Consider the following 23,804-nt stretch of genomic DNA (forward strand, 5'->3'; position numbering starts at 1 on the left):
TAAAGTAACTTCACCCGCAACGCGAATCGGGTGGAGGGATCGGATGACCGGCGAGCCGCGACACGTCGAGCCCGGCACCGATGTGTTGATCCGCAAGGTCGACAGTCACCTCGCCACGCTCCGCGGCGGTCTGCACGGGCCCGAGCTGGAGCTCGCCGAGCGTCTCGCCGGCTGCCTGCGGGAGCTGGTCGTCTCCACCGCCCAGGCCAGCGCCGCCGACCGGGGTCAGGTCCGCGTCGCCGTGCACTACTTCGTGCTGCGCCGGGAGAGCCGGGGCCGGTTGCTCTCGATGCGGTCCCTCGCCGTGGCGGAGCGGGTCGTCGCCAAGGTCGCCCGCCAACTCGGTCGCGTCGACCTGCTGGCCGACCTGCGCCGAGGTCGCCAGGATATCGACGACGCGCTGCCCGTCGGCGACGCTCTTCTGCGCTGACCGCCGCCCTGGGCGACCGTGGCTGATCGCACATTGCGCCCCATAGCGGAGCAATTCCGGTAAAACCGCCCGTTGGGCGGGGATCTGGCGTCTGATCGCTGAAGACACCACCGCTGTACGGGTGTCGGCCACCTCGATCGGGAGCGCGAGTGCTGGTACTGCTCATCCTCCACTTCGTGGCGGCCCTCGTCGCACCGCTTCTCGTCCGGTGGTGGGGTCCGCGCGCGTGCTATCCGCTGGCGCTCGCGCCGGCCGCCGCGTTCGGCTGGGCGCTGGCCCGTACCCCGGCCGTCGCGCACGGCGGCGCGGTCGTCGAGACGTACCCGTGGATCGGGCAGTTGGGCCTCGACATCGCGCTGCGCGTCACCACGCTGTCCTGGCTCATGACCCTGCTGGTCGGCGGCGTCGGCGCGCTGGTGCTGGTCTACAGCGCCCGGTACTTCGACGCCGGCTCCCCCGGGATGGCCCAGGTCGCCGCCGTCCTGGTGGCCTTCGCCGGCGCGATGCTCGTCCTGGTGTTCGCCGACGACCTGCTGCTGCTCTACGTCGGCTGGGAGTTGACCACGATCTTCTCGTACCTGCTGATCGGGCACAGCACCGAACGCCGGGCCAGCCGCTGGGCGGCGGCGCAGGCGCTGACCGTCACCACGCTGGGCGGGCTCGCCATGCTGGTCGGGTTCATCCTGCTGGGCGAACACGCCGGGAGTTACCGCTGGTCCGAGATCGCCGCCCACCCGCTGCCCGGAGGTGGCTACCTCGTCACGGCGGTGCTGCTGATCCTGGCCGGGGCGCTGTCCAAGTCGGCGGTCCTCCCGTTCAGCTCTTGGCTGCCGGTCGCGATGGCGGCGCCCACCCCGGTCAGCGCGTACCTGCACGCGGCCGCCATGGTCAAGGCCGGCGTCTACCTGGTCGGGCTGCTCGCGCCGGTGCTCGCCACGGTGGGTCCGTGGCGACCGCTGGTCCTCATCGCCGGGGTGGCGACCATGCTCGTCGCCGGTTGGGCGGCGCTGCGACAGAACGACCTCAAGCTGCTGCTCGCGTACGGGACGGTCAGCCAGTTGGGCCTGCTGGTCGCGGTGACCGGCTCGGGCACACCGGACGCCGCGCTGGCCGGCACGGCGATGCTGCTGGCGCACGCCCTGTTCAAGGCGGCGCTGTTTCTGGTCGTCGGCGTCATCGACCACGGCGCCGGGACCCGTGACCTACGCGAGTTGTCCGGACTGCGCCGCTGGTCCCGGCCGTTGTTCGTGGTCGCGGTGCTGGCGGCGGCGTCGATGGCGGGCGTGCCGCCGCTCGTCGGGTTCGTCGCCAAGGAGGCGGTCTTCGCGGCGTTCACCAGCGATCCGGTGGTCCTCGCCGGGCTGGTCGCCGGAACGGTGCTCACCGTCGCGTACAGCGCCCGCTTCCTCTGGGGCGCGTTCGCCGACCGGCCGGGCGTCGAACCGGCACCACCCGCGCCGGTCGCCGCGTCGATGCTGCTCCCACCGGCGGTACTCGCCGTCGTCGGGCTGCTCGCCGGTCCCGCCGCCGGCGTGCTCGACGGTCTGCTGAGTCCGTACGCCGAGCTGCTGGGGACCCTCGACGCGCACCTGACGCTCTGGCCCGGACCCACCGCGGCGCTCGGTCTGTCCGTGTTGGCGCTTGCTGGCGGCATCCTGCTCTTCGCGCTGCGCGGGCCGCTCGCCCCCGCGCTGGCCCGGCTCCGGTCGCCGGTCGGCGGCAATCAGGGGTACGAGTGGGTCGTGGGCCGGTTCGACCGGTTCGCCATCGGGGTCACCGGCGCGACACAGCGCGGTTCCCTACCGCAGTACCTCGGCATCATTCTCGTCACCCTCGTACTGCTGCCCGGTGGGGCGATGCTCGTCGCCGCGCCGTGGCGGGCCCGACTCCCGCTCTGGGACAACCCGCTGCAACCGGTGGTCGTGGTGGTCATCGCGGTGGCCGCGCTGCTCGCGGTCGGCGCTCGTCGGCGGTTGACCGCGATGCTGCTGGTCGGCGTCACCGGCTACGGCACCGCCATGCTGTTCATCCTGCACGGCGCACCGGATCTGGCGCTCACCCAGTTCCTGGTGGAGACCGCGACCATCGCGGTGTTCGTGCTGGTGCTGCGCCGCCTGCCGCAGCGGTTCTCGGCCCGGCCGCTGCGCCGCAGCAGGTGGACGCGTCGCGCGATCGGCGTGGCGATGGGCGTGGTGGCGGGCGGGCTCGCGCTCGTCGCGGCCGGCGCCCGCCGCGCGCCGGACATCTCCACCGTCTTCCCGGCCCTCGCCGTGGGCGAGGGGTACGGCCGCAACGTGGTCAACGTGACCCTCGTCGACATCCGGGCCTGGGACACCATGGGGGAGGTGTCGGTGCTGGTGGTGGCCGCCACCGGGGTGGCCAGCCTGATCTTCGAGCGGTCCCGTACCGGGCCGAGGCCGCGCCGGCCGGAGTCCACCGAAGGGGCCGCCCCGCCGCAGCGGCCCGTCTGGTTACGGGGTGGCCCGACCCTCTACGAGGAGCAGCGCTCGATCGTCCTGGAGGTGATCACCCGACTGATCTTCCACACGGTGGTGCTGTTCTCGCTGTTCCTGCTCTTCTCCGGGCACAACGCGCCGGGCGGCGGATTCTCGGGCGGCCTGGTGGCCGGGCTCGCGCTGGTCGTCCGCTACCTGGCCGGCGGCAGGTACGAGCTGACCGACGCCGCCCCGGTGGGCGCCGGACTGATCCTCGGCGCGGGGTTGGCCCTGGCGGTGGGTACGGGCGCGGTGGCGCTGCTGGCTGGTGGATCGGTGCTGCAGAGCGCGAAGCTCGACGTGTCGCTGCCGCTGGTCGGCGACGTCCACCTGGTCACGTCGCTCTTCTTCGACATCGGCGTGTACCTGATCGTGATCGGGTTGCTGCTGGACATCCTGCGCAGTCTCGGCGCCGAGGTGGACAGGCACATCGAGGCCACCGGTACGGAGAGCGGCGGTCTGGCCATCGACAAGGGCGGCCGGCCGTGAGCGCGAGGAGTGAGCCGGGTTTGCGAGCCCCGCAGTCGCGAACAGGGGCGCGACGATGACGGCGGGTGGCGCTGGGCCCACGTTGGTGCTGGTGCTCGCCGTCGCGGCGCTCGTCGGGTGCGGGGTGGTCCTGCTGCTGGAGCGCAGTCTCACCCGGATCCTGCTCGGCGTCATCCTGCTCGGCAACGGCGTCAACCTACTGATCCTGCTGGGTGGCCGATCGGGTGGCGCTCCCGTCGTGGGCACCGGTCCCGTCGATCGGATGAGTGACCCGCTGGCGCAGGCAATGGTGCTGACCGCGATCGTGATCACGTTCGGGTTCACCGCGTTCCTGCTCGCCGTGGCGTACCGGAGCTGGTATCTCACCGGCGACGACGAGGTGCCCGACGACCTGGAGGACCGCCAGATCATCCGTCGCGCGGAGGACCACGGGGTGGGCGCGGTCGACCGTGGCGGTGAGGGTCCGAACGGCGATCCGGAGCAGGTCGATCCGGAGCCGGCCCGCCGCCGACTCCGACGTGGCCAGCAGGACGACGCGTCGTGAGCCGGCTCCTGCCCCTGCCGGTGGTGGTGCCGCTGCTCGGCGCGGCGCTGACCCTGCTGCTGGCCGACCGGCCCCGGGTGCAGCGTACGGTCAGCGTGCTCTGCCTGGCGGTGACGTTCACCGTCGCGCTGGTGCTGCTGGTGCAGGCGTACCGGCACGGGCCGGTGGTGCTCGCGGTCGGTGGGTGGCCGCCACCGGTCGGCATCGTGCTGGTGGCCGACCAGTTGGCCGCGCTGATGCTGGTGGTGTCCTCGGCGGTGACCCTGTGCGTGCTGGTGTACTCGATCGGCCAGGGTCGCAGCGAGACCAGCGAGAGCGCGCCGGTGGTCATCTTCCACCCGACCTACCTGGTGCTCACCGCGGGCGTCACCAACGCGTTCCTCGCGGGCGACCTGTTCAACCTGTTCGTCGGCTTCGAGATCCTGCTGGCGGCCAGCTTCGTGCTGATCACGCTGGGCGGCACCGAGACGCGCATCCGCACCGGATCGACGTACGTGGTGGTCAGCGTCCTCTCCTCGATGATCTTCCTGACCGGGGTGGGGCTGGTGTACGCGGCCACCGGCACGCTCAACATGGCGCAGCTCGCCCAGCGTCTCGACGACCTGCCGGACAACGTCCGCGTGACCCTGCAACTGATGCTGCTGCTCGCGTTCGCGATCAAGGCCGCGGTCTTTCCGCTGTCGGCCTGGCTGCCGGACAGCTATCCCACCGCTCCGGCCCCGGTGACCGCCGTGTTCGCGGGGCTGCTCACCAAGGTGGGCGTGTACGCGATCATCCGTACCGAGACGTTGCTCTTCCCGGGTGGCCAGGTCGACGACCTGCTCATGGTCGTCGCCGGCCTGACGATGGTGGTCGGCATCCTCGGTGCCGTGGCGCAGTCGGACATGAAGCGGCTGTTCTCGTTCACCCTGGTCAGCCACATCGGCTACATGATCTTCGGGGTGGCGTTGAGCACCGCGGCCGGGCTCGCCGGGGCGATCTTCTACGTGGTGCACCACATCACCATCCAGACGACCCTGTTCCTGGTCGCCGGGTTGGTCGAGGAGCGCGCCGGCAGCACCGACCTGCGTCGTCTCGGCGGACTGGCCCGGGTGGCGCCCCTGCTGGGCGTCCTCTTCTTCGTCCCGGCGATGAACCTCGCCGGGGTGCCCCCGTTCTCCGGGTTCCTCGGCAAGCTCGGTCTGCTCCAGGCCGGGGTGGCGGCCGGCGGGGCGCTGCCCGCGACGCTGGTGGCCGCCGGGACGCTCACCAGCCTGCTCACCCTGTACGTGGCCTCCCGGGTGTGGAACATCGCGTTCTGGCGGGCGCCCCGGATCGCCACCGACGAACCGACCGTCCGGCTGCCCGCCCTGACGGTCGGCGCGACCGTCGCACTGGTCGCGCTGGGAGTGTCGCTGACCGTGCTGGCGGGCCCCCTGTTCGACGTCACCGCCGACGCGGCCACCGACCTGCTCTCGCGTACGCCGTACGTGCGCGCTGTCCTGCCCGGCGGCGTGCCGTGACGGGCCCGCGCGGCGCATCCCCGACGGACGCCGCCGGCGGAGGTCGGCTCGGGCGGTGGCGGGACCAGACGCTGGCGCTGGGCTGGCTGGTGCTCGTCTGGAACCTGCTCTGGGGTGAGATCAACCTGGCGAACATCATCGGTGGCCTGTTGGTGGGCGGCGCGGTCCTGCTGTTCTTCCCCCTGCCGGCGGTCACCTTCGGCGGGCGGCTGCGCCCGGGGGCGCTGCTGGCGTTCGCCGGTCGGTTCGTCGTCCAATTGGTCACCGCGAGCCTGCACATCGCCCGGATCGCCGTGCAACCCGGCTACCGGCCCCGTGGCGCGATCATCGCCGTCCCGTTGCGGGTGCGTACGGACCTGAACCTGGCGCTCACCGCCGAGGCGGTCTCGCTGGTGCCCGGGACGCTGATCCTCAAGGTGGATCGCGAGCCCGGGGTGCTCTACCTGCACGTGCTGGACACCCACGGCCCGGCGGACCTGGCGCTGGCCCGGGACCGCACCCTCGAGGTCGAACGACGCATCGTCCGGGCGGTGGGCACCGCGGACGAACTGCGCCGCGTGGAACCCGGTCGCGCCGAGAAGGGAATCGCCCAATGATCACGTTCCTGGCCGTCGTCCTCACCGTCCTGCTGTCGGTGACCACGCTGCTCGTGCTGATCCGGCTCTACCGGGGGCCCTCGCTGCTGGACCGGGTGATCGCGGCGGACATGCTGCTCGCCACCATGGTCGGCGCGGTGGGCGCGGAGGCGGCGGTCAACCGGCACGCCACCACGCTGCCCGTGCTGGTGGTGCTGTCCCTGCTCGGCTTCGTGGGCTCGGTCTCGCTGGTCCGCTTCGCCGTCCGGGAGCCCTCCTGATGTCGGGCGTGCTCGCGACGATCGCCGACTGGCTCGGTGCCGTCTGCCTGGTCGCCGGCGCGCTGCTGGCGCTGTGCGCCGGCATCGGTGTGCTGCGCTTCCCGGACGCCCTGTCCCGGATGCACGCGGCCACCAAGCCCCAGGTGCTCGGCGTGCTCCTGCTGCTGCTCGGGATCGCGCTGCGGCTGCGGTCCCGGTCCGACCTCGGCATGATCCTGTTGGTCGGGGTCTTCCAGTTGGCCACCGCCCCGGTCGCCGCGCAGATGATCGCCCGGGCCGCGTACCGGTCCGGCCGGCTCGACCGGGGCCTGCTCGACGCCGACGAGTTGGCCGGGACCGAGTCGACCGGTGGGGGCGGCGACAGCCGGTCGCGGCCGGGCTGAACAGGACGTTCGACTCCTTCGGCCCACCCTCAGCGGAGTTCCAGGCAACGCCGATAAAATGACGGCATGATCGACTCCTCTGCCCAGGAGGGCAGCAGTAGCCAGCCGGGTCGTGCCCGGCATATCCCCGTCCCGACGACCCCGGGAGCCCTGAGCGTCCCGTGTTGATCGTCGTCGGTCTTCTTCTCATCATCGTGCTCACCGCCGCCACCGGTTACTTCGTGGCACAGGAGTTCGGCTACGTCGCCGTCGACCGGGGCAAGCTGCGCCAGCTCGCCGACGACGGCGACCAGGCCGCCGCGCGGGCCCTCGCCGTCACCAGCCGGCTCTCCTTCATGCTCTCCGGCGCGCAACTCGGCATCACCGTCACCGCGCTGCTGGTCGGTTACGTCGCCGAGCCGTACCTCGGTGGCGGCCTCGCCGACCTGCTCGGCGTCGCCGGCGTCAGCGAGTCCGTGAGCCTGCCGCTGTCGGTGGCGCTGGCCCTGGTCATCGCCACCGTCGTGCAGATGGTCCTCGGCGAGCTGGCGCCCAAGAACCTCGCCATCGCCCGGGCCGTACCGCTGGCCCGGGCGCTGAGCCGGTCCACGCTCTTCTACCTGGCCATCGCCGGTCCGGTGATCCGGCTCTTCGACCGGGCGTCGGTCCGGCTGCTGCGCCGGGTCGGCATCGAGCCGATCGAGGAGCTGCCCAGCGGCGCGACCCCCGCCGACCTGGAACAGATCATCGCCGAGTCACGCGAGGAGGGCAGCCTGGACGCCGAGATGTCCACGCTGCTCGACCGGGGGCTCGACTTTCGTGAGCTGACCGCCGGAGAGGCCATGGTGCCCCGGGTCGACGTGCACACCGTCCGGGGGCACGAGCCGGTGAGCCGGGTGGTCGAGCTGCTGGACACCGGCCACTCCCGCTTCCCGGTCCGTGGCGCCGAGGGCGTCGACGACCTGCTCGGCATCGTGGGCATCGCCGACGTGCTCGGCGTACCCCCCGCCGAACGGGCCACCACCCCGGTCAGCGCGGTGGCCGGCCCGCCGCTGCTCGTACCGGAGACCCTGCCCCTGCCCACGGTGCTGGACCGCCTGCGCTCCGGGCACCGGCAGATGGCCTGCGTGGTCGACGAGTACGGCGGTTTCGCCGGCGTGATCACCCTGGAGGACATCGCCGAGGAGCTGGTCGGTCCGATCCGGGACGAGGACGACCCGCCGGAGCGGGCGCCCGCCCGACAGGACGACGGCTCCTGGGTGGTGCCGGCCCGCTGGCGGATCGACGAGGTCGCCGACAGCACCGGCATCGCGCTGCCCGAGGCCCCGGAGTACGACACGCTCTCCGGGCTGGTCATGCGGGAGCTGGGCCGGGTGCCGGAGGTCGGCGACCGGCTGGAGATCAGCCTGCTGCCCGAGGGCGTCGAGGCCGACGAGGGCGAGGCGGAGCCCCGGGCGCTGGTCGAGGTGCTGGCCGTGGACCGGCACGTCGCCGACTCGGTACGGCTGCAACTCAGCGACCGTGGCGAGCGGCGCGAGGTGTCCGCATGAGCCCCGGCATCGCGTTGATCAGCTCCGGCGTCCTGCTGGGGCTGAACGGGTTCTTCGTGGCCGCCGAGTTCGCCCTGGTGGCCAGCAAGCGGTACCGGTTGGAGCAGGCGGCGGCCACCGGTGGCCGGGCGGCACGGGCCGCGCTGGACGGCGTCCGCGAGTTGTCGCTGATGCTGGCCGGTGCGCAGCTCGGCATCACCCTGTGCACCCTGGGGCTCGGCGCGCTGGCCGAGCCGGCGATCGAGCACCTGGTCAGCCCGCTGCTGCACGCGGTGGGGCTGCCCGACGCGGCCAGCCACGTCATCGCCCTGGTCTTCGCCCTCGGGTTGGTGACCTTCCTGCACCTGGTGGTGGGGGAGATGGCACCGAAGTCGTGGGCGATCACCGACGCCGAACGGTCGGCGACGCTGCTCGCGCTACCGTTCCGGGCCTTCGCCCGGGTGTCCCGGCCGGTGCTGTCCGCGCTGAACGCGCTGGCCAACGCGATCCTGCGGCTGGTCGGGGTCCACCAGCAGGACCAGTTGGCCCAGGTGCACGGCCCGGACGAGCTGCGGATCCTGCTGGAACAGTCCCGCGAGCACGGGCTGCTCGGCGCGGAGCAGCATCAACTGCTCACCAGCATGCTCGAGTTGCAGGGCACATCGGTGGCGCAGGTGATGGAGCCGTTCGCCACCATGGTCACGGTCCGTCGTGACGACCCGGCCGAGCGGATCGAGCAGGTCAGCCGGGACAGCGGCCGGTCACGGCTGGCGGTGCTGGACGCGGGCGGCGACGTCTGCGGTCTGGTGCACGTCCGGGAGGCGGTACGGGCGGTCACCACCGGCCGGGCCGCCATGGCCGGTGAGCTGATGACACCGGCGTTCACCCTGCCGGCGACGTCCTCGGTCACCGAGGCGGTGGCCGCGATGCGCGCCCGGCAGTCGCAGCTCGCGCTGGTCCGCAACGGCGGCGGCCCGGCCCGCCCGATCGGCTTCGTCGCCCTGGAGGACCTGTTGGAGGAGGTCATCGGCGAGTTCGACGACGAGACCGACACGGTGCCGCGCGGCCGCCGACTCCGCTAGGACCGCACTTTCCGGAAGTTCCGGGTGATCCCTCGCTGGGTCGGCGACAGTTGAGGTGACCTGGCGGGGGGCGCGCGATGCGGTTGACGGGGGTGTCTCGGGAGTCCGGCTGGACCGGGCTGTCCGTACAGACCACGCTTGGAAACCCGAGCACCCGTCCGGGCCTGCGCCTGCCCGGGCGGGTGACTCTCGCCGCCGGCCCGGACGACGTGCTCGTACGCCACATCCGGCTCGGCCTGGTCACGACGGTCGAGCCGGACGACCCGGCGGCCCCGCGACGCCTCATGCAGTTCTTCCAGCTGCCGATCGCCGGGCGGTTCGTGGTCCCGGCGGGCCGCCGCCGGGCGGTCGACTTCGCGTTGCCGCTGCCGTGGGAGACCCCGGTGACCACCTTCGGCGGGGTGCCGCTGCTGAGTCTGCGGATGGGTCTGCGCACCGAGGTGTCCGTCGATCCGGACCTCGACCAGGGCGCGATGGTGCCGGTCTTCGTGCACCCGGTCCCCACCCAGCAGCACGTGCTGGCGGCGCTGGACACGCTGGGCTTCTCGATCCGCCAGGCCGGACTGGTGGAGGGCGGTCTGCCCGGGGTGGAGCACGCTCTACCGCTGCACCAGCGGTGGGGCTACTGGGTGGGGCCGCTCTACGCCGGCCCGATCACCGAGCTGGAACTGATCTTCGTGACGAACTCGGCGGGCCTCGAGGTGATCACCTGGATGGACCGGAAGCTGTCCCTGGCCGGGATCACCCACCAGAGCATCAGCCGGTTCCGCGTCTGGCACGCCGACGCCGGGCAGCGGGACTGGGTCGCCACCGTGGACGGCTGGCTGCGCCACGCCATCAACCGCCACGCGGCGGCCGCCGCCCACGCCGACTGGTCCGCCCAGATCGGCCACTCCGCCCACGTCAGCCGCCATCCCGACAGGCACATCCAACCCGGCTACGGCCTGGGCGGCACCGCAGGAGGGGCCGGGGTCGGCGGCGGCTCCGGCGGAGGCGACGGCACCTGACCCCGCACCGACCTTGCCCCGCCCGCCCCCGCCCGCCCCGCCCCGCCCCGCCCCGCGATCTTGCACTTTCTGTTGTCGCAAAACGGGTTGAGAGGTGCAAAACGACAGCAGAAAGTGCAAGATCGCGGCGACTTCGGCGCGGAGAGCTACGGCAAGGCGCGGAAGGCCGCGGGCGTGGCGGGGCGGGGTCAGCCCGCGCTGGCGGTGGCTAGTTTGAGGCTGAAGGCCAGGAAGAGCGTTGCCACCGCCGTGGTGCCGCCCACCGCGAGGCGACGGCGGCGGCGGAACTGGGCCGCCAGGAACGTCCCCGCGAAGATCAACGCGGTCAGGTAGAGCGCGCTGGTGACCTGCGCGATCAGGCCGAGCAGCAGGAACGATAGCGCCGGCCAGGCGTACCCGGGGTCGACGAACTGGATGAAGAACGAGATGAAGAAGAGGATCGCCTTCGGGTTCAGCAGGCTGATCACCAGCGCCTTGCGGAAGGGGCTGCGCAGCTGCGCCGGCTCCGCGGCGTCGATGAGCCGCGGCGTGGTCGGATCGTTGCGGTCGCGCCAGCGCCGCCAGGCGCCGCGCAGCATGGTCAGCCCGACATAACCGAGGTACGCCGCACCGGCGTACTTGATCACCAGGAACAGCGGTGGGTACGCCTTGAGCAGCGACGCCACCCCGGCGGCGGAGAGGACCATCAGCACCCCGTCGCCGACGAACACCCCGCCCGCCGCCCGGTAGCCGGCCCCCACGCCCCGCTTGGCGGCGGTGGAGAGCACGAAGAGCGAGTTCGGCCCGGGCAGCAGGATGATGGCCACGGTGCCCAGCACGTACGTCCAGATGTCGGTGATCCCCAGCACGCCCGCCATCATCACGCCGCCGGTGTCGTCCGGCGAAGTCTTTTCCGCAGCGTGGCCTGTGCGTTCGGCCACTCGTCGACGGTCATCGCGTACTGCACCGTGTCCCGCAACGAGCCGTCCGGACGCTGGCGGTGCATCCGCAGCACCCCCTCCCGGGTCGCGCCGAGCCGTTCGATGGCCGCCTGGGAGCGTGCGTTGCGGATGTCGGTGTGCCAGGCCACCCGTACCGCGCCCAGCTCGTCGAAGGCCCGGCCGAGCAGCAGCAGCTTGGCCTCGGTGTTGATCCCGGTACGCCACCACGGGCGGCCGAGGAAGGTGTGCCCGATCGCCACCGACCGCCGTTCCGGGTCGATCTCGTAGTACGACGTGCTGCCGACCACCGTTCCGGTCGCCGCGCAGCGCTGCACCCAGGGCACCCGTTCGCCGCTCTGTTGAGCGGCCAGCGCGGCGGCGATCACCGCGGCGGTCCCGGCCGGCTCGGTGGGCCGCGGAACTGTCAGGTGCCGCCAGACGTCGTCGTCGGCGGTGGCGGCGTGCAGGTCGTCGGCGTGTGCCAGGTCCAGCGGTTCCAGTCGGACGTGCTCGCCGCTCAGCGTCGCCGGGTCGTGCCAGGGCGTACGGATCGTCCGCAGGTACGCCGGCAGCGGCGCGGTGACCCCGGCGGCGGGCTCTGGTAGCCCGGCGGTCGTCCGCAGCGGCAGGACGCCGGCCCAGTGCGGCAGGTGCAGGTCGGCCTCGTCCTCGCGGACGCCGCCGGTGCGCGATCGGACGGACACCTCGCGCAGCGGCAGCGCCAGCACCGCGGTCTCGGCCAGCTCGCGCCGGTTCGGCGGGCGACTGGCCGTGCTGCGGCCCGCGCCGACCTTCTCGACGAGCGCGGTGAGCATGGCGCTCTTCTCGGTGGCGTCGGTGACCAGTCGGGCGGTGCCGTGTGCGACCACCGAGCGGTAGTTGGCGCTGTGGTGGAACTGGGAGCGGGCGTACACCAACCCGTCGAGCAGCGTGACCGCGACGCAGACGGCCAGCCCGTCGCCCCGGGCGGCGAGCAGGGGGCGACTGCCGGTGGAGCCGTGCAGGTAGAGGGTGTCACCGACGCGGACGTGCAGGGTGGGCAGTACGCGGGGCTCGCCGTCCACGGTGAAGCCGAGCGCGCAGTGGTACGCCTCGTCGAGGACGGCGTGCGCCGCCTCGCGGTCGTAGCTCATCCGCTCGCGGGAACGGGTGGCGGTGGTCCGGGCGGTGGGTGGGTACATGCGCGCCCCTTTGTGCTAGTACAATCTCTTGTTTGTGTCAGCACGCTATCAGTTCACCGGGACGACGGCCGCCACGATTTCGGCCAGCATCGAATCGGGCATCCGTACCGGCGCTCTGCCACCCGGGGCGGCCCTGCCACCGGTCCGGGCCCTCGCCGCCGACCTCGCCGTCAGCCCGGCGACCGTCGCCCGCGCCTACCAGGAGCTGCGCCAGCGCGGCGTGCTCACCACCGCCGGCCGGCACGGCACCCGCGTCCGCCCACGCCCACCGGTGGCCGCCCGTCGCTCCGCGCTGCGCCCCGCGCCCCTGCCCGGCGCGCGTGACCTGTCCCGGGGCGAGCCCGACCCCCGGCTGCTGCCCCCGATCGGTCCGCACCTCGCCGCGCTCGCCGCCGACGCCGGCCCGCCGATCGGCTACTCGCAGGCCGGGGTGCTCCCGGAACTGGCCGAGCTGGCCCGCGCCCGGCTGCGCGCCGACGGCGTACCCGCCGACGACCTGACCCTCACCGGTGGCGCGCTGGACGGCATCGAACGCCTCCTCGGCGCCCACCTGCGCCCCGGCGACGCGGTCGCGGTGGAGGACCCCGGTTGGGCCAACCTGCTCGACCTGGTCGCCGCCCTCGGGCTGCGCCCGATCGGCGTACCGGTGGACGACGAGGGGCCGCTCACGGCCGGGGTGGCGGCCGCGCTGACCGCTGGCGCGCGGGCGCTGGTGGTCACCAGCCGCGCCCAGAACCCGACCGGCGCGGCCGTCTCCGCCGCCCGCGCCGAGGAGCTGCGCGCGCTGCTCGCCGGGCGGCGGGACCTGCTGCTCATCGAGGACGACCACGCCGCCGAACTGGCCCGCGTACCCCTGCACCCGCTCGCCGGCACGACCGCGAGCTGGGCCTTCGTGCGGTCGGTGAGCAAACCCTTCGGCCCGGACCTGCGACTGGCGGTGCTGGCCGGCGACGAGACCACCGTGGCCCGGGTGACCGGCCGGACGCGGGTCGGCGCGGGCTGGGTGTCCACCGTGCTGCAACGGCTGGTGCTGGCCCTGTGGCGGGACCCGGCGGTCGACGACCTGGTGGGCCGTGCGGCGCAGAGCTACGAGCTGCGACGCGCGGGTCTGGTGGCCGCGCTCGCCGAGCACGGCCTGACCGCCCACGGCCGCAGCGGCATCAACGTCTGGCTGCCGGTGCCGGACGAGACCAGCGTGGTCACCGCGTTACGTGACGCGGGCTGGGTGGTGGCGCCCGGCGCGCTCTACCGGATCGCCGCGCCGCCCGCCGTGCGCGTCACCGTCAGTTCCCTGGCCGTGGAGGACCTGACGCCCCTGGCCGCCGCCCTGGCCCGCGCCACCCGGCCCGATCCACCGTTCGGGTTCGCCACCTGACCCGTGCCGACCTCCGCGGGAGGTTTGCCGGGTCCGTGGTGGGTATGCGCGCCGGTGGAGGTGGCTGACATGGCTTCAGGCGGCAATCGAGGGCTCTGGATCGGGGTCGCGGTCGCGGTCATCGTGATCATCATCGTGCTGATCGCGCTCGCGTCGTGTGGTGGCGGCGGCGGTGGGGGCGGGTACTGACGGGGGACCGTCGGATCTCCCCTGGGGCGTATCCGGCAGGGCCGGCCGAACAGGTATATAACAGTCGGCATGGCCGAGCAGACCGACGCCGCCCCCGGCGCCCAACGGTTCATCCCTCCCGATGCCGACACCATCGACGGGTTGCGGGCGGCCTCGGGCGGCTGTCGTGGCTGCGAGCTGTACCGGGACGCCACGCAGACCGTCTTCGGGCGGGGTGACGAGAGCGCCCGCGTGGTGCTCGTGGGCGAGCAGCCCGGCGACATGGAGGACCAGAAGGGTCTGCCCTTCGTCGGTCCCGCCGGTCGGCTGCTGCGCCGGGCCGTCGACGACGCCGGCCTCGACCCGGCCGCGCTGTACCTCACGAACGCTGTGAAGCACTTTCGTTTTGAGGCGCGCGGCAAGCGGCGCATCCACCAGACGCCGGACCAGATCCACATCGCCGCCTGCCGCCCCTGGCTGGTCGCCGAGTTCGCCCGGCTCGACCCGGCGGTCGTGGTGGTGCTCGGCGCCACCGCCGCCAAGGCGCTGCTCGGCCCATCCTTCCGGGTGACGAGGCAGCGCGGCGAACTGCTGCCCTGGCCCGCGTCGGCCCAGCACCCGGAGGACTTCCAGCGGGTCCCGGTGGACCGCTCCGGCGCGGTGGCCGACGCTCCGCCGACCCGGCTGCTGGCGACCATCCACCCGTCCGCGGTGCTGCGCGCCGACGACCAGGACGCTGCGTACGAGGGGCTGGTCGCCGACCTCACCGTCGCCGCCCGCGCCCTCGCCGGATAGCCGCGCGGCGTCGTCGCGCCCGTTCGCCTCGGGCGGGGCGTCAGCCGGCGGTGTCGGAGTAGACCTCGACGTCGTAGAGCAACTGGACGTTGCGGCGGCCGTTCGTGACGCCGACGAAGACCGGCTCCCCAGCCGGGGTCCGGCCCTGCCGCCACGCCTGTTCCCGGGCCGCCTCCCGCGACTCGTGATGGCTCCTGCCCTCCTGGTGCAGTTGCAGGACGCGCCGAGCGGTGCTCCGGTCGGTGTCGACGTGGACTCGCAGAAGAGGCATGAGGGGACCTCCGTGCGGGAGCCGATGTACGGGTGTTCAGCTAGCTTACCGACGTTAAGTTTCCTGTCCACCGTATTAGGGTGACGGCATGACAGAACGCCGTTCGCCATCGTCGGTGTGGCTACGCCCGGAGCCCTCCCGGACGCAGCGCCGGCCACCACTGACGATCGACCGGATCGTGGGCGCGGCGGTCGACCTGCTCGACGAGCACGGCATCGACGGCCTCACGATGCGCAGCCTCGCCCAGCGCCTCACCGTGACGGCGACCGCCCTGTACTGGCACGTGCGGACCAAGGACGACGTGCTGGACCTGGCGATGGACCAGATCTTCGGCGACGTGCCGATCCCCGACGCGACCGAGGACTGGCCAGGGGACGTCCGCGTTCTCGTCCGAGGTTGGCGCTCCGCGATGCTCCGGCATCCCTGGGCTGCGGGCCTGGTCGGGCGTCCGATGCTCGGCCCCAACGTGTTGGCCCGCACCGAGTTCCTCCAGGCGGCGCTGGTGCGCGGCGGCTGCCGTGGCCGCCACCTCGCGGTGGCCACGCGGACACTGGCCAACTACGTCATCGGCGCCTCGCTCACCGAAGCCACGTGGCACAGGAGCGCCGACCCGGACGCGCGGGCCGCCGCCCGCGACCATGTCACCGCACACGCCGACGCCTACCCGACCCTCAACGCCTCCGGCCACCTCGACGACTCCCGGTGGGGCGACGACCTGCTGTTCGAGGAGGGCCTGGACGGCGTTCTCCGCTCGGTGGCGCGGCACCCACCGTCCTGAGGATCTCCACGGTATTCACAAGACCGGATACCTACTGGAAACCGCGTTGCGTGAACGGTGTAACACGCCCTCCACAGACTCACGTGAGTCGATCTTGTAGGGGAGGCGTTCATGAGTGATCAGACGCAGTCGACGGTGAGCCGGCGTGGATTCCTGCGCGCGGTCGGGGTCAGCGGCGGGGCCGGCGCGATGCTCGCCACGATGGGCGCCATGGGTCTCGCGCCCAGCGCCGCCGCGTCACCGACCCCGGCCTTCCGGGCGCCGGAACCGTCCGACTTCACGCTGTCCGGGCGGCCGGGCGCCAGCGTCGTCGTGCTGGGCGGCGGCATCGCGGGGCTGACCGCCGCGTACGAGCTGGGCAAGGCGGGTTACCACTGCACGGTCCTGGAGGCGCGGCACCGCGTCGGCGGACGGAACCTGACCATCCGTGGCGGCGACGTCGAGACCGACCTCGACGGCCACACCCAGCGGGCCGGCTTCTCCGACGGCGTCTACTTCAACGCCGGGCCGGGCCGGATCGCACAGTGGATGGTCACCATGGACTACTGCCGGGAGCTGGGCGTACCCGTCGAGGTCTTCACCAACCAGAACGCCGACGCCTGGATCTACAACGAGTCCGCCGGGATGACCGAGCCGGTCCGCTACCGCACTGCCAAGGCCGACGTCTACGGCTACGTCTCGGAGATGCTCGCGAAGGCCACCGACCAGGGCGCGCTCGACGCGCGACTCACCACTGAGGACCGGGAGCGGCTGCTGTCGTTCCTGCAGAGCTTCGGCGCGATCGGCGGGCGTGCCAGCGACTGGGCGTACACCGGGACCAGCCGACGCGGCTTCTCCACGTACCCCGGCGCGGGTAACGACGTCGGCAGCCTGCTCGGTGCGCCGCCGGCGCTGTCCGACGTCTTCGCCAGCAACGTGGGCCGGTACTTCTCCTTCGAGTTCGGCTACGACCAGGCGATGCTGATGTTCCAGCCGGTCGGCGGGATGGACCAGATCCCCCGTGCCCTCGCCAAGGCCGTGGGCGGGCACCGGATCCGCCTCAACGCCGAGGTGACCGGAGTGACGGACCGGGGCAGCCGGGTCGAGGTCACCTACCGCCAGGGCGGCCGGCTGTCGCAGATCACCGCCGACTACTGCGTGGCCGCGCTGCCACCGCACCTGATGGCCCGGGTGCCGCACAACCTCGGCGTCGACGTGACCGCCGCCCTGGCCGACTTCCCCGTCACCGCCGCCGGCAAGATCGGTCTGGAGTACCGCAGCCGCTGGTGGGAGACCGACCAGCGGATCTACGGCGGCATCACCGAGACCGACCTGGACCTGTCGCACATCTGGTACCCGTCCTACGGCTTCCACGGCAAACGGGGCCTGGTCGTCGGCTACTACAACACCGGGGCGAACGCCCGGGCCTACAGTGGGCTCACCCCCGAGCTGCGCCAGGAGCGGGCGGTCAGCCAGGGCGTGAAGATCCACGGCGACAAGTACCGCAGCGAGCTGGTCACCTCGTACTCGCACGCCTGGGACCGGACCCGCTACATCGAGGGCGCCTGGACCTCGCCCCGGTACGGCACCGCCGGATACGACCTGCTGCTCCAGCCGGCCGGCCGGGTCTACTTCGCCGGGGACTGGCTCAGTCACGAGGTGGCCTGGCAGCACGGCGCGTTCGTGGCGGCCCGCGCGGCGGTGTCGTCCCTGCACCAGCGGGTGATGACCGCCTGACCGACGGACCCGCGCGAAGATCGACGCCGCGAAGATCGACGCGGCGAAGATCCGCGCAACATCGGGGAAACTGCTGCTTCCCGGCGCGCCGAGACAGCAACTTTCCTGAAGTTGCGCGGATCTTGCGCCCGGCCGGGCGGGCGGCCGGGCGGGCGGGCGGCCGGGCGGGCGGGGCGCGACGGGAGGGCACGGCGGGGCGGCCCGGCCGGGCGGCCGGGTGGCGGGGCGGGATCGGGCAGCACGGCGGGGCGTCGGGGTTCGGGGCGGGTGCGCGAGGATGGGGGCGTCCCCGTCTCGAGGAGCGCCGATGGCCACCGACCTGACCGAGCCGCGTACCGCCGCCCGACTCGACGTCGCGCCGATTCAGCGGCGCACCATGCGGCTGCTCTTCACCACCCAGATCATCGGCGGCATCGGCGTGACCATCGGCATCTCCGTCGGCGCGCTGCTCGCCGACCGGGTGGCCGGCACCGCGCTGGCCGGCATCGCGCAGAGCGCCGGGGTGGTCGGGGCGGCGCTGCTCGCCGTCCCGGTCACCCGGATCATGGCCCGGCACGGTCGGCGGCCGGGTCTGGTGCTGGCGTACACGGTGGGCGCCGTCGGTGGCGTCCTCGTGGTGTTGGCGGCGGCCACCCACTCGGTGCCGCTGCTCCTTCTCGGCATGCTGCTGTTCGGTGGCGGCACCGCCGCCAACCTCCAGGCCCGCTACACCGCCGTGGACCTCGCCGAGCCGGCCCGTCGAGGTCGCCAGCTCTCGCTGATCGTCTGGGCCACCACCATCGGCGCGGTGGCCGCGCCGAACTTCGCCGCCCTGGCCGACCGGGTGACCACCGGCTGGGGGCTGCCCGCGCTGGCCGGCCCGTTCGCGTTCAGCGCGGCGGCGTTCGTGCTGGCTGCCGTCGTACTCCTCGGCCTGTTGCGGCCCGACCCGCTGCTCACCGCGCGGCGACTCGCGGCGGCCGACGCCGCATCCGTGCCCGACGGTCCCGGGCCGGTCGCCGCCGTGCCGCCGGGCGGTGCGGTGGCGGCGACCGCCCCCACCGCCGGGACCGCCGGGTCGCCGGCGGGCGGTGGCGTCGGGCCGGCCGCCGCGCCGGTCGGCGCCCGCGCGCCGCGCGGCGCCGGGATGCGGGCGGCCTGGTCGGTGGTACGCGCTCAGCCCGCCGCCCGGCTCGGGATCGCCGCGGTGGCGGTGGGTCACCTGGTGATGGTGGCGGTGATGGCGATGACCCCGGTGCGGCTCGGTGAGTCGCACGCCGACGCCGACGTGCTGCGGCTGGTCGGGATCGTGCTGAGTCTGCACATCGCCGGCATGTACGCGTTCTCCCCGGTCGTCGGCTGGCTCACCGACCGGCTCGGCCGGCGGGCGGTGATCCTGGGCGGGGTCGGACTGCTGTTGGCCGCCTGCGCGGTGGCCGGCACCGCCGGGCACCACACGCCTCGGCTCTCGGTCGGTCTCGTCCTGCTCGGGCTGGGCTGGTCGGGGACGATGGTGGCCGGCTCGACGCTGCTCTCCGAGTCGGTGTCGGCCGATGTGCGGCCGAGCGTCCAGGGATTCTCAGACATGATCATGGGGCTGGCGGGCGCGAGTGCCGCGGTGCTCAGCGGGTTTGTCATGCAGGTGGCCGGTTATCCCGTGCTCACCCTGCTCGCGGCGGTCGCGACCGTGCCCCTGGTGGCGCTAGCGTTGCGCCCGGCGCCGACCGGGGCGCCGGATGAGGAGGGTTGATCACGTGCGGCTGACCGACTTCTGGGCGCGGTTGGAGGAGGCGTTCGGGCCGGGCTACGCGGCCAGCATCGCCCGGGATCAGGTGCTGTCCCAGCTTGGCGGCCGGACCATCGAGCAGGCGTTGTCGGCGGGGGAGCGGACGAACGTGGTGTGGCGGGCGGTCTGCGCCACGTATCCCGACCGCGTGCCCGCGCGACTACGCTGAGCAGCCTTTTCGTCGGTTCCGCGTGTCGCTTGTCGAGTCGTACACCTGTTCGGCTATTGTCCACAGCGGGGTGCTCGTCCACAGCTCGCGGCCCGTCGGCTGGTTTTCTGTCGGACCTAGCGCCTAGCGTGTCCGCGTGACGCGAAGCTCAGCAAAGACGCCGGCGAAGGCAGGGGTGGCAACCATGGCAGCAGGGCCTGACCGGGAGAAGGCACTCGACCTTGCTCTCGCTCAGATCGACAAGCAATTCGGCAAGGGCTCGGTGATGCGGCTGGGGGAGCGGCCGGTCATCCAGACCGCGGTGATCCCGACCGGCTCCATCGCGCTCGACGTGGCGCTCGGTGTGGGCGGCCTGCCGCGTGGCCGGGTGGTCGAGGTCTACGGTCCCGAGTCCAGCGGTAAGACCACGGTGGCTCTGCACGCGGTGGCCAACGCCCAGCGGGCCGGGGGCATCGCCGCCTTCATCGACGCCGAGCACGCGCTCGACCCGGAGTACGCGAAGGCCCTGGGCGTCGACACCGACGCGATGCTGGTCTCCCAACCGGACACCGGCGAGCAGGCGCTGGAGATCGCGGACATGCTGATCCGCTCCGGCGCTCTGGACATCATCGTGATCGACTCCGTGGCGGCCCTGGTGCCCCGCGCCGAGATCGAGGGCGAGATGGGCGACAGCCACGTGGGCCTCCAGGCCCGGCTGATGAGCCAGGCGCTGCGCAAGATCACCGGTGTGCTCAGCAACACCGGCACCACGGCGATCTTCATCAACCAGCTGCGCGAGAAGATCGGCGTGATGTTCGGCAGCCCGGAGACCACCACCGGTGGTCGGGCGCTGAAGTTCTACGCCTCGGTCCGGCTCGACGTGCGCCGCATCGAGAGCCTCAAGGACGGCACCGACGTGGTCGGTAACCGCACCCGGGTCAAGGTCGTGAAGAACAAGGTGGCTGCGCCGTTCAAGCAGGCCGAGTTCGACATCATGTACGGCAAGGGCATCTCGCGCGAGGGCTCGCTGATCGACGTCGGCGTGGAGCAGGCGATCATCCGTAAGTCCGGCGCGTGGTACACGTACGACGGTGACCAGCTCGGCCAGGGCAAGGAGAAGGCCCGGGAGTTCCTGAAGGAGAACCCGGACGTGGCCGCCGAGATCGAGAAGAAGATCCTGGAGAAGCTCGGCGTCGGGGTCGGCGCGGGCGACGCCGCCGGTGGCCCGGAGCTGCCGCCGGTCGACTTCTGACCGGTCGCTGACCGATGGCAGGACGACGCGCCCGTACGGGGCGGGGCTGGGATGCCAGTCCGCCCCGTACGGGCGACGACGCCGCTCCGCCGCGTCCCCGCCGGGGCGGCCGGCGGGCCGAGTCGCCGGCCGACGAGCAGGCGTCCACACCGCGCGACGAGTCCGAGCTGGCTCGCGAGATCTGCCTGCGCCAACTCGCCGTACGACCGCGTACCCGCGCCGAGCTGGCCGGGGCGCTGGCCAAGCGGGGCATCTCCGAGGAGGTGTCGGCCGACGTGCTCGACCGGTACGACGAGGTCGGCATCATCGACGACGCCGCGTTCGCCCGAGCCTGGGTGTCGAGTCGACACTCCGGGCGCGGTCTCGCGCGCCGGGCGCTCGCCAACGAGCTGCGCCGCAAGGGCGTGGACGGCGAGGTGGCCACCGAGGCGTTGGGCGAGTTGGACGAGGAGACCGAGGCGGAGACCGCCCGTGCCCTCGTGGAGCGCAAACTGCGTACCGCCCGGGGTGAGCCGGACGCGGTCTTCCGCCGGCTGGTGGGCATGCTGGCCCGCAAGGGTTACCCGCCCGGCGTGGCCATCCGGGCGGTGAAGGACGCGCTCGCCGCGCAGAGCGCCGAGGCGGCCGAGTTCGCCGAGCAGATCGACGCCGACGCCTTGGCCGACGCCGAGGGCGAGCTGGAGCGGGACAGCCGCCCGATCGACTGAGCGCCACGCGCCGGGTGCGGTAGGGGTGTGACCCGATGCTGAAAGCCTGCGGTCGACCCTGCGCTGACCCAGGGACGGGTCCGACGGGCCGGCGTCGGGTCGCAGGCGTCACATCGAAGGGCCGTCGGCGGGCCTGTGCGGTCGCTGAACAGGCACGACGGTCGAATCGAGGCGTCGGCTCGCCGTCTTTGTCCCGCCGTGTCCGACACGACATCAGCTTTGCGTGACGCTACAACTTCTCTCCGTTCGGGGGGTTTGATCATGAGTCCTTGACCAGACCGCCCTCGGAGACCTAGCCTCGCCATACAGGCTCACATTGCCCGACCATTGCAGGCTAAGCGCACAACATAGATCTCGTAACAGAACAGCATCACTTTGGCCGGCTCCACGGCCTTTGGCGGCAGTTCCGGACTGGCCGGTCCGGGACGCCGCGACAACTGCACCCGGTCGCCGACGATGCCCGAGGGCACCGCCGGCGGAGAGAGCTATCTGCGGCCAGCCGCTCCGGTCGGGCGTCCACAGCCGCAGGAGTGTGCCCTGGGCACAGTCGCTGCGGTCATGACGTTCAGGGGAGGCGGCCATGGCGGGGCGGCGGCACAGGCGCACGGATGGACCTCGCGGGGTTCCGGCATGAACGCCCTCGACGTGGTGCTCCTCGCGGCCGTCCTGATCCTCGCGGTGGTCGTGGTCGCGGCGGTGCTGGTCGGCATCCGGGCGCTGCGCCGGATCGGCTCGACGCCCGCCCCGGAGGATCCCGCCTTCATCGCCGAGAAGGACCGTCAGGAGCAGTCCCTGGCTGCCCTGCGCGACGCGGCCGACCAGGCGAACAGCACGATCGACGTGGCGAAGTCCGCCGCCTCCGCGGCCCGTGCCGAAGCGGCGGCGGCCAAGGCCGAGGCGAAGGCGGCGCGGGCCGAGGCCCGACGGGTGCTCGACGACGCCCGCGCCGAGGCGGACACCGTGCTGGAACGGGCGCACAAGCAGGCCGAGGCCGACGCCGAGCAGCTCCGCACCACCGCGCGCCGCAGCGGCGAGCGGGAGGTCGCGGTGCTCGCCGCCACGACCCGCGAACAGGCCGCCGAGGTGGAGCGGCGGGCGGCCCGGATGGACGAGCGGGAGCGGCTGCACACCGAGGAGGTGGAGCGGTTCGCCGAGCGGGAGCGGCAGCTCACGGCGGCGGGCGCCGCCCTGGCCGCCCGCGAGTCCGCGCTCGCCCAACGCGAGACCGAGCTGGCCGAGGCCGAGGAGTTGCGCCGCCGGGAGTTGGAGCGGGTGGCCGGCCTCACCGCCGAGTCCGCCCGGCTGGAGCTGATCGAGGCGATTGAGACGTCCGCCAAGCGGGAGGCGGCGCTCCTGGTGCGCGACATCGAGTCCGACGCGCGCAACACCGCCGATCAACGGGCCCGGCACATCGTGGTGGACGCGATCCAGCGGGTCGCCAGCGAACAGACCGCGGAGAGCGTGGTGAGCGTCCTGCACCTGCCCGGGGACGAGATGAAGGGCCGCATCATCGGTCGCGAGGGCCGCAACATCCGGGCCTTCGAGTCGGTCACCGGCGTCAACCTGATCATCGACGACACTCCCGAGGCGGTGCTGCTCTCCTGCTTCGACCCGGTGCGCCGCGAGGTCGGCCGGCTCACGCTCGAGAAGCTCGTGCTGGACGGGCGGATCCACCCGCACCGGATCGAGGAGGTCTACGACCTGGCCCGCCAGGAGGTGGAGCAGCTCTGCCTGCGCGCCGCCGAGGACGCCCTGGTCGAGGTGGGCATCACCGAGATCCACCCGGAGTTGGTGACCCTGCTGGGCCGGCTGCGCTACCGCACGTCGTACGGCCAGAACGTGCTCAAGCACCTCGTGGAGACCGCGCACATCGCCGGCATCATGGCCGCCGAGCTGCGGCTGGACGTGCCCACCATCAAGCGGTCGGCCTTCCTGCACGACATCGGCAAGGCGCTCACCCACGAGGTCGAGGGCAGCCACGCCATCATCGGCGCCGACCTGGCCCGCAAGTACGGCGAGCACGAGGACGTGGTGCACGCCATCGAGGCGCACCACAACGAGGTGCCGCCACAGACCATCGAGGCCGTCCTCACCCAGGCGTCCGACGCCTGCTCCGGTGGTCGGCCGGGCGCGCGGCGGGAGAGCCTTGAGGCGTACGTCAAGCGGCTGGAGCGGATCGAGGAGATCGCGGCCGGCAAGCTCGGCGTGGACAAGGTCTTCGCCATGCAGGCCGGCCGGGAGATCCGGGTGATGGTCAAGCCGGACGACGTCGACGACATCGGCGCTGCCGTGCTGGCCCGTGACGTGGCCAAGCAGATCGAGGAGGAGCTGACCTACCCGGGTCAGATCCGGGTCACCGTGGTCCGCGAGTCCCGGGTCACCGAGATCGCGCGCTGACCCTCCAACACGCGACGGGCGGGTGGCCTCGGCCA

22 protein-coding genes are annotated in these 23,804 nt (G+C 72.7%); 19 read left to right on the plus strand and 3 right to left on the minus strand.

From position 1 onward, the window contains the following. Positions 1 to 43: 43 nt before the first annotated feature. The 10 genes from ACQP0N_RS07890 to ACQP0N_RS07935 all read left to right on the plus strand — a co-directional run bounded on the left by ACQP0N_RS07890 (position 44) and on the right by ACQP0N_RS07935 (position 10,296). Positions 44 to 430 carry a hypothetical protein gene (locus ACQP0N_RS07890; RefSeq protein ID WP_433118777.1) on the plus strand — a complete coding sequence of 129 codons (387 nt, stop codon included), beginning with the start codon at positions 44 to 46 and terminating at the stop codon, positions 428 to 430. Between the two features lie 149 nt (positions 431 to 579). Then, on the plus strand, positions 580 to 3,414 hold the full coding sequence (locus ACQP0N_RS07895; protein ID WP_433118779.1) for a Na+/H+ antiporter subunit A: 2,835 nt from the start codon (positions 580 to 582) through the stop codon (positions 3,412 to 3,414). Positions 3,415 to 3,469: 55 nt separating this feature from the next. Further along, a complete protein-coding gene (locus tag ACQP0N_RS07900; RefSeq protein WP_357175196.1) occupies positions 3,470 to 3,958 on the plus strand; it encodes a Na(+)/H(+) antiporter subunit C in 489 nt (162 codons plus the stop codon). Next, complete coding sequence (locus tag ACQP0N_RS07905; protein WP_396803837.1) at positions 3,955 to 5,460, plus strand: Na+/H+ antiporter subunit D; 1,506 nt, start codon at positions 3,955 to 3,957, stop codon at positions 5,458 to 5,460. Before ACQP0N_RS07900 ends, ACQP0N_RS07905 begins: the two co-directional genes overlap by 4 nt. Further along, positions 5,457 to 6,056, plus strand: coding sequence for a Na+/H+ antiporter subunit E (locus ACQP0N_RS07910; protein WP_433118782.1), 600 nt, complete (start codon positions 5,457 to 5,459; stop codon positions 6,054 to 6,056). Before ACQP0N_RS07905 ends, ACQP0N_RS07910 begins: the two co-directional genes overlap by 4 nt. After that, complete coding sequence (locus ACQP0N_RS07915) at positions 6,053 to 6,316, plus strand: monovalent cation/H+ antiporter complex subunit F (protein WP_355051687.1); 264 nt, start codon at positions 6,053 to 6,055, stop codon at positions 6,314 to 6,316. The genes ACQP0N_RS07910 and ACQP0N_RS07915 overlap by 4 nt, the downstream gene beginning before the upstream one ends. Then, positions 6,316 to 6,699, plus strand: a complete 384-nt coding sequence (gene mnhG / locus ACQP0N_RS07920) for a monovalent cation/H(+) antiporter subunit G (RefSeq protein ID WP_433118785.1) — start codon at positions 6,316 to 6,318, stop codon at positions 6,697 to 6,699. The genes ACQP0N_RS07915 and mnhG overlap by 1 nt, the downstream gene beginning before the upstream one ends. Positions 6,700 to 6,860: 161 nt before the next feature. Then, positions 6,861 to 8,228 (plus strand): hemolysin family protein, encoded by a 1,368-nt coding sequence (locus tag ACQP0N_RS07925; protein WP_433118787.1) that lies wholly within the window; start codon positions 6,861 to 6,863, stop codon positions 8,226 to 8,228. Continuing rightward, positions 8,225 to 9,289, plus strand: a complete 1,065-nt coding sequence (locus ACQP0N_RS07930; protein ID WP_433118788.1) for a hemolysin family protein — start codon at positions 8,225 to 8,227, stop codon at positions 9,287 to 9,289. Before ACQP0N_RS07925 ends, ACQP0N_RS07930 begins: the two co-directional genes overlap by 4 nt. A gap of 77 nt (positions 9,290 to 9,366) precedes the next feature. Beyond that, positions 9,367 to 10,296: a sporulation protein gene (locus tag ACQP0N_RS07935; RefSeq protein WP_433118790.1), complete on the plus strand. Its 930-nt coding sequence runs from the start codon at positions 9,367 to 9,369 to the stop codon at positions 10,294 to 10,296. Between the two features lie 188 nt (positions 10,297 to 10,484). Here ACQP0N_RS07935 and leuE read toward each other — a convergent pair whose 3' ends face one another. Next, positions 10,485 to 11,156, minus strand: coding sequence for a leucine efflux protein LeuE (gene leuE, locus ACQP0N_RS07940; protein WP_355051705.1), 672 nt, complete (start codon positions 11,154 to 11,156; stop codon positions 10,485 to 10,487). Further along, positions 11,156 to 12,397: a bifunctional pyridoxamine 5'-phosphate oxidase family protein/GNAT family N-acetyltransferase gene (locus ACQP0N_RS07945; protein WP_433118792.1), complete on the minus strand. Its 1,242-nt coding sequence runs from the start codon at positions 12,395 to 12,397 to the stop codon at positions 11,156 to 11,158. Before ACQP0N_RS07945 ends, leuE begins: the two co-directional genes overlap by 1 nt. 34 nt (positions 12,398 to 12,431) lie before the next feature. Between ACQP0N_RS07945 and ACQP0N_RS07950 the strand changes: the two genes are divergently transcribed. After that, positions 12,432 to 13,772: an aminotransferase class I/II-fold pyridoxal phosphate-dependent enzyme gene (locus ACQP0N_RS07950; RefSeq protein WP_433118794.1), complete on the plus strand. Its 1,341-nt coding sequence runs from the start codon at positions 12,432 to 12,434 to the stop codon at positions 13,770 to 13,772. A gap of 258 nt (positions 13,773 to 14,030) precedes the next feature. Further along, positions 14,031 to 14,735, plus strand: coding sequence for a UdgX family uracil-DNA binding protein (locus tag ACQP0N_RS07955; RefSeq protein ID WP_433118796.1), 705 nt, complete (start codon positions 14,031 to 14,033; stop codon positions 14,733 to 14,735). 40 nt (positions 14,736 to 14,775) lie between these two features. Here the strand turns inward: ACQP0N_RS07955 and ACQP0N_RS07960 are convergent, their stop codons facing one another. Beyond that, complete coding sequence (locus ACQP0N_RS07960) at positions 14,776 to 15,006, minus strand: hypothetical protein (protein WP_433118798.1); 231 nt, start codon at positions 15,004 to 15,006, stop codon at positions 14,776 to 14,778. An 88-nt stretch (positions 15,007 to 15,094) separates the two neighbouring features. Between ACQP0N_RS07960 and ACQP0N_RS07965 the strand changes: the two genes are divergently transcribed. The 7 genes from ACQP0N_RS07965 (at position 15,095) to rny (ending at position 23,769) form a co-directional block, all read left to right on the plus strand. Further along, positions 15,095 to 15,784: a TetR/AcrR family transcriptional regulator gene (locus tag ACQP0N_RS07965; RefSeq protein ID WP_433118800.1), complete on the plus strand. Its 690-nt coding sequence runs from the start codon at positions 15,095 to 15,097 to the stop codon at positions 15,782 to 15,784. A 111-nt stretch (positions 15,785 to 15,895) separates the two neighbouring features. After that, positions 15,896 to 17,500 (plus strand): FAD-dependent oxidoreductase, encoded by a 1,605-nt coding sequence (locus ACQP0N_RS07970; protein WP_433118802.1) that lies wholly within the window; start codon positions 15,896 to 15,898, stop codon positions 17,498 to 17,500. Between the two features lie 307 nt (positions 17,501 to 17,807). Continuing rightward, positions 17,808 to 19,229 carry an MFS transporter gene (locus tag ACQP0N_RS07975; RefSeq protein ID WP_433118803.1) on the plus strand — a complete coding sequence of 474 codons (1,422 nt, stop codon included), beginning with the start codon at positions 17,808 to 17,810 and terminating at the stop codon, positions 19,227 to 19,229. 4 nt (positions 19,230 to 19,233) lie between these two features. Then, positions 19,234 to 19,434: a DUF3046 domain-containing protein gene (locus ACQP0N_RS07980; protein WP_433118805.1), complete on the plus strand. Its 201-nt coding sequence runs from the start codon at positions 19,234 to 19,236 to the stop codon at positions 19,432 to 19,434. A gap of 184 nt (positions 19,435 to 19,618) precedes the next feature. Continuing rightward, positions 19,619 to 20,665 carry a recombinase RecA gene (gene recA / locus ACQP0N_RS07985; RefSeq protein ID WP_145784951.1) on the plus strand — a complete coding sequence of 349 codons (1,047 nt, stop codon included), beginning with the start codon at positions 19,619 to 19,621 and terminating at the stop codon, positions 20,663 to 20,665. A gap of 14 nt (positions 20,666 to 20,679) precedes the next feature. Continuing rightward, positions 20,680 to 21,372 carry a regulatory protein RecX gene (locus ACQP0N_RS07990; RefSeq protein ID WP_363660431.1) on the plus strand — a complete coding sequence of 231 codons (693 nt, stop codon included), beginning with the start codon at positions 20,680 to 20,682 and terminating at the stop codon, positions 21,370 to 21,372. A gap of 630 nt (positions 21,373 to 22,002) precedes the next feature. Further along, on the plus strand, positions 22,003 to 23,769 hold the full coding sequence (gene rny / locus ACQP0N_RS07995; RefSeq protein ID WP_433118807.1) for a ribonuclease Y: 1,767 nt from the start codon (positions 22,003 to 22,005) through the stop codon (positions 23,767 to 23,769). The last annotated feature ends 35 nt before the right edge of the window (positions 23,770 to 23,804 follow it).

Source organism: Micromonospora sp. CA-246542 (assembly GCF_050942905.1).
Classification (GTDB): Bacteria; Actinomycetota; Actinomycetes; order Mycobacteriales; family Micromonosporaceae; genus Micromonospora.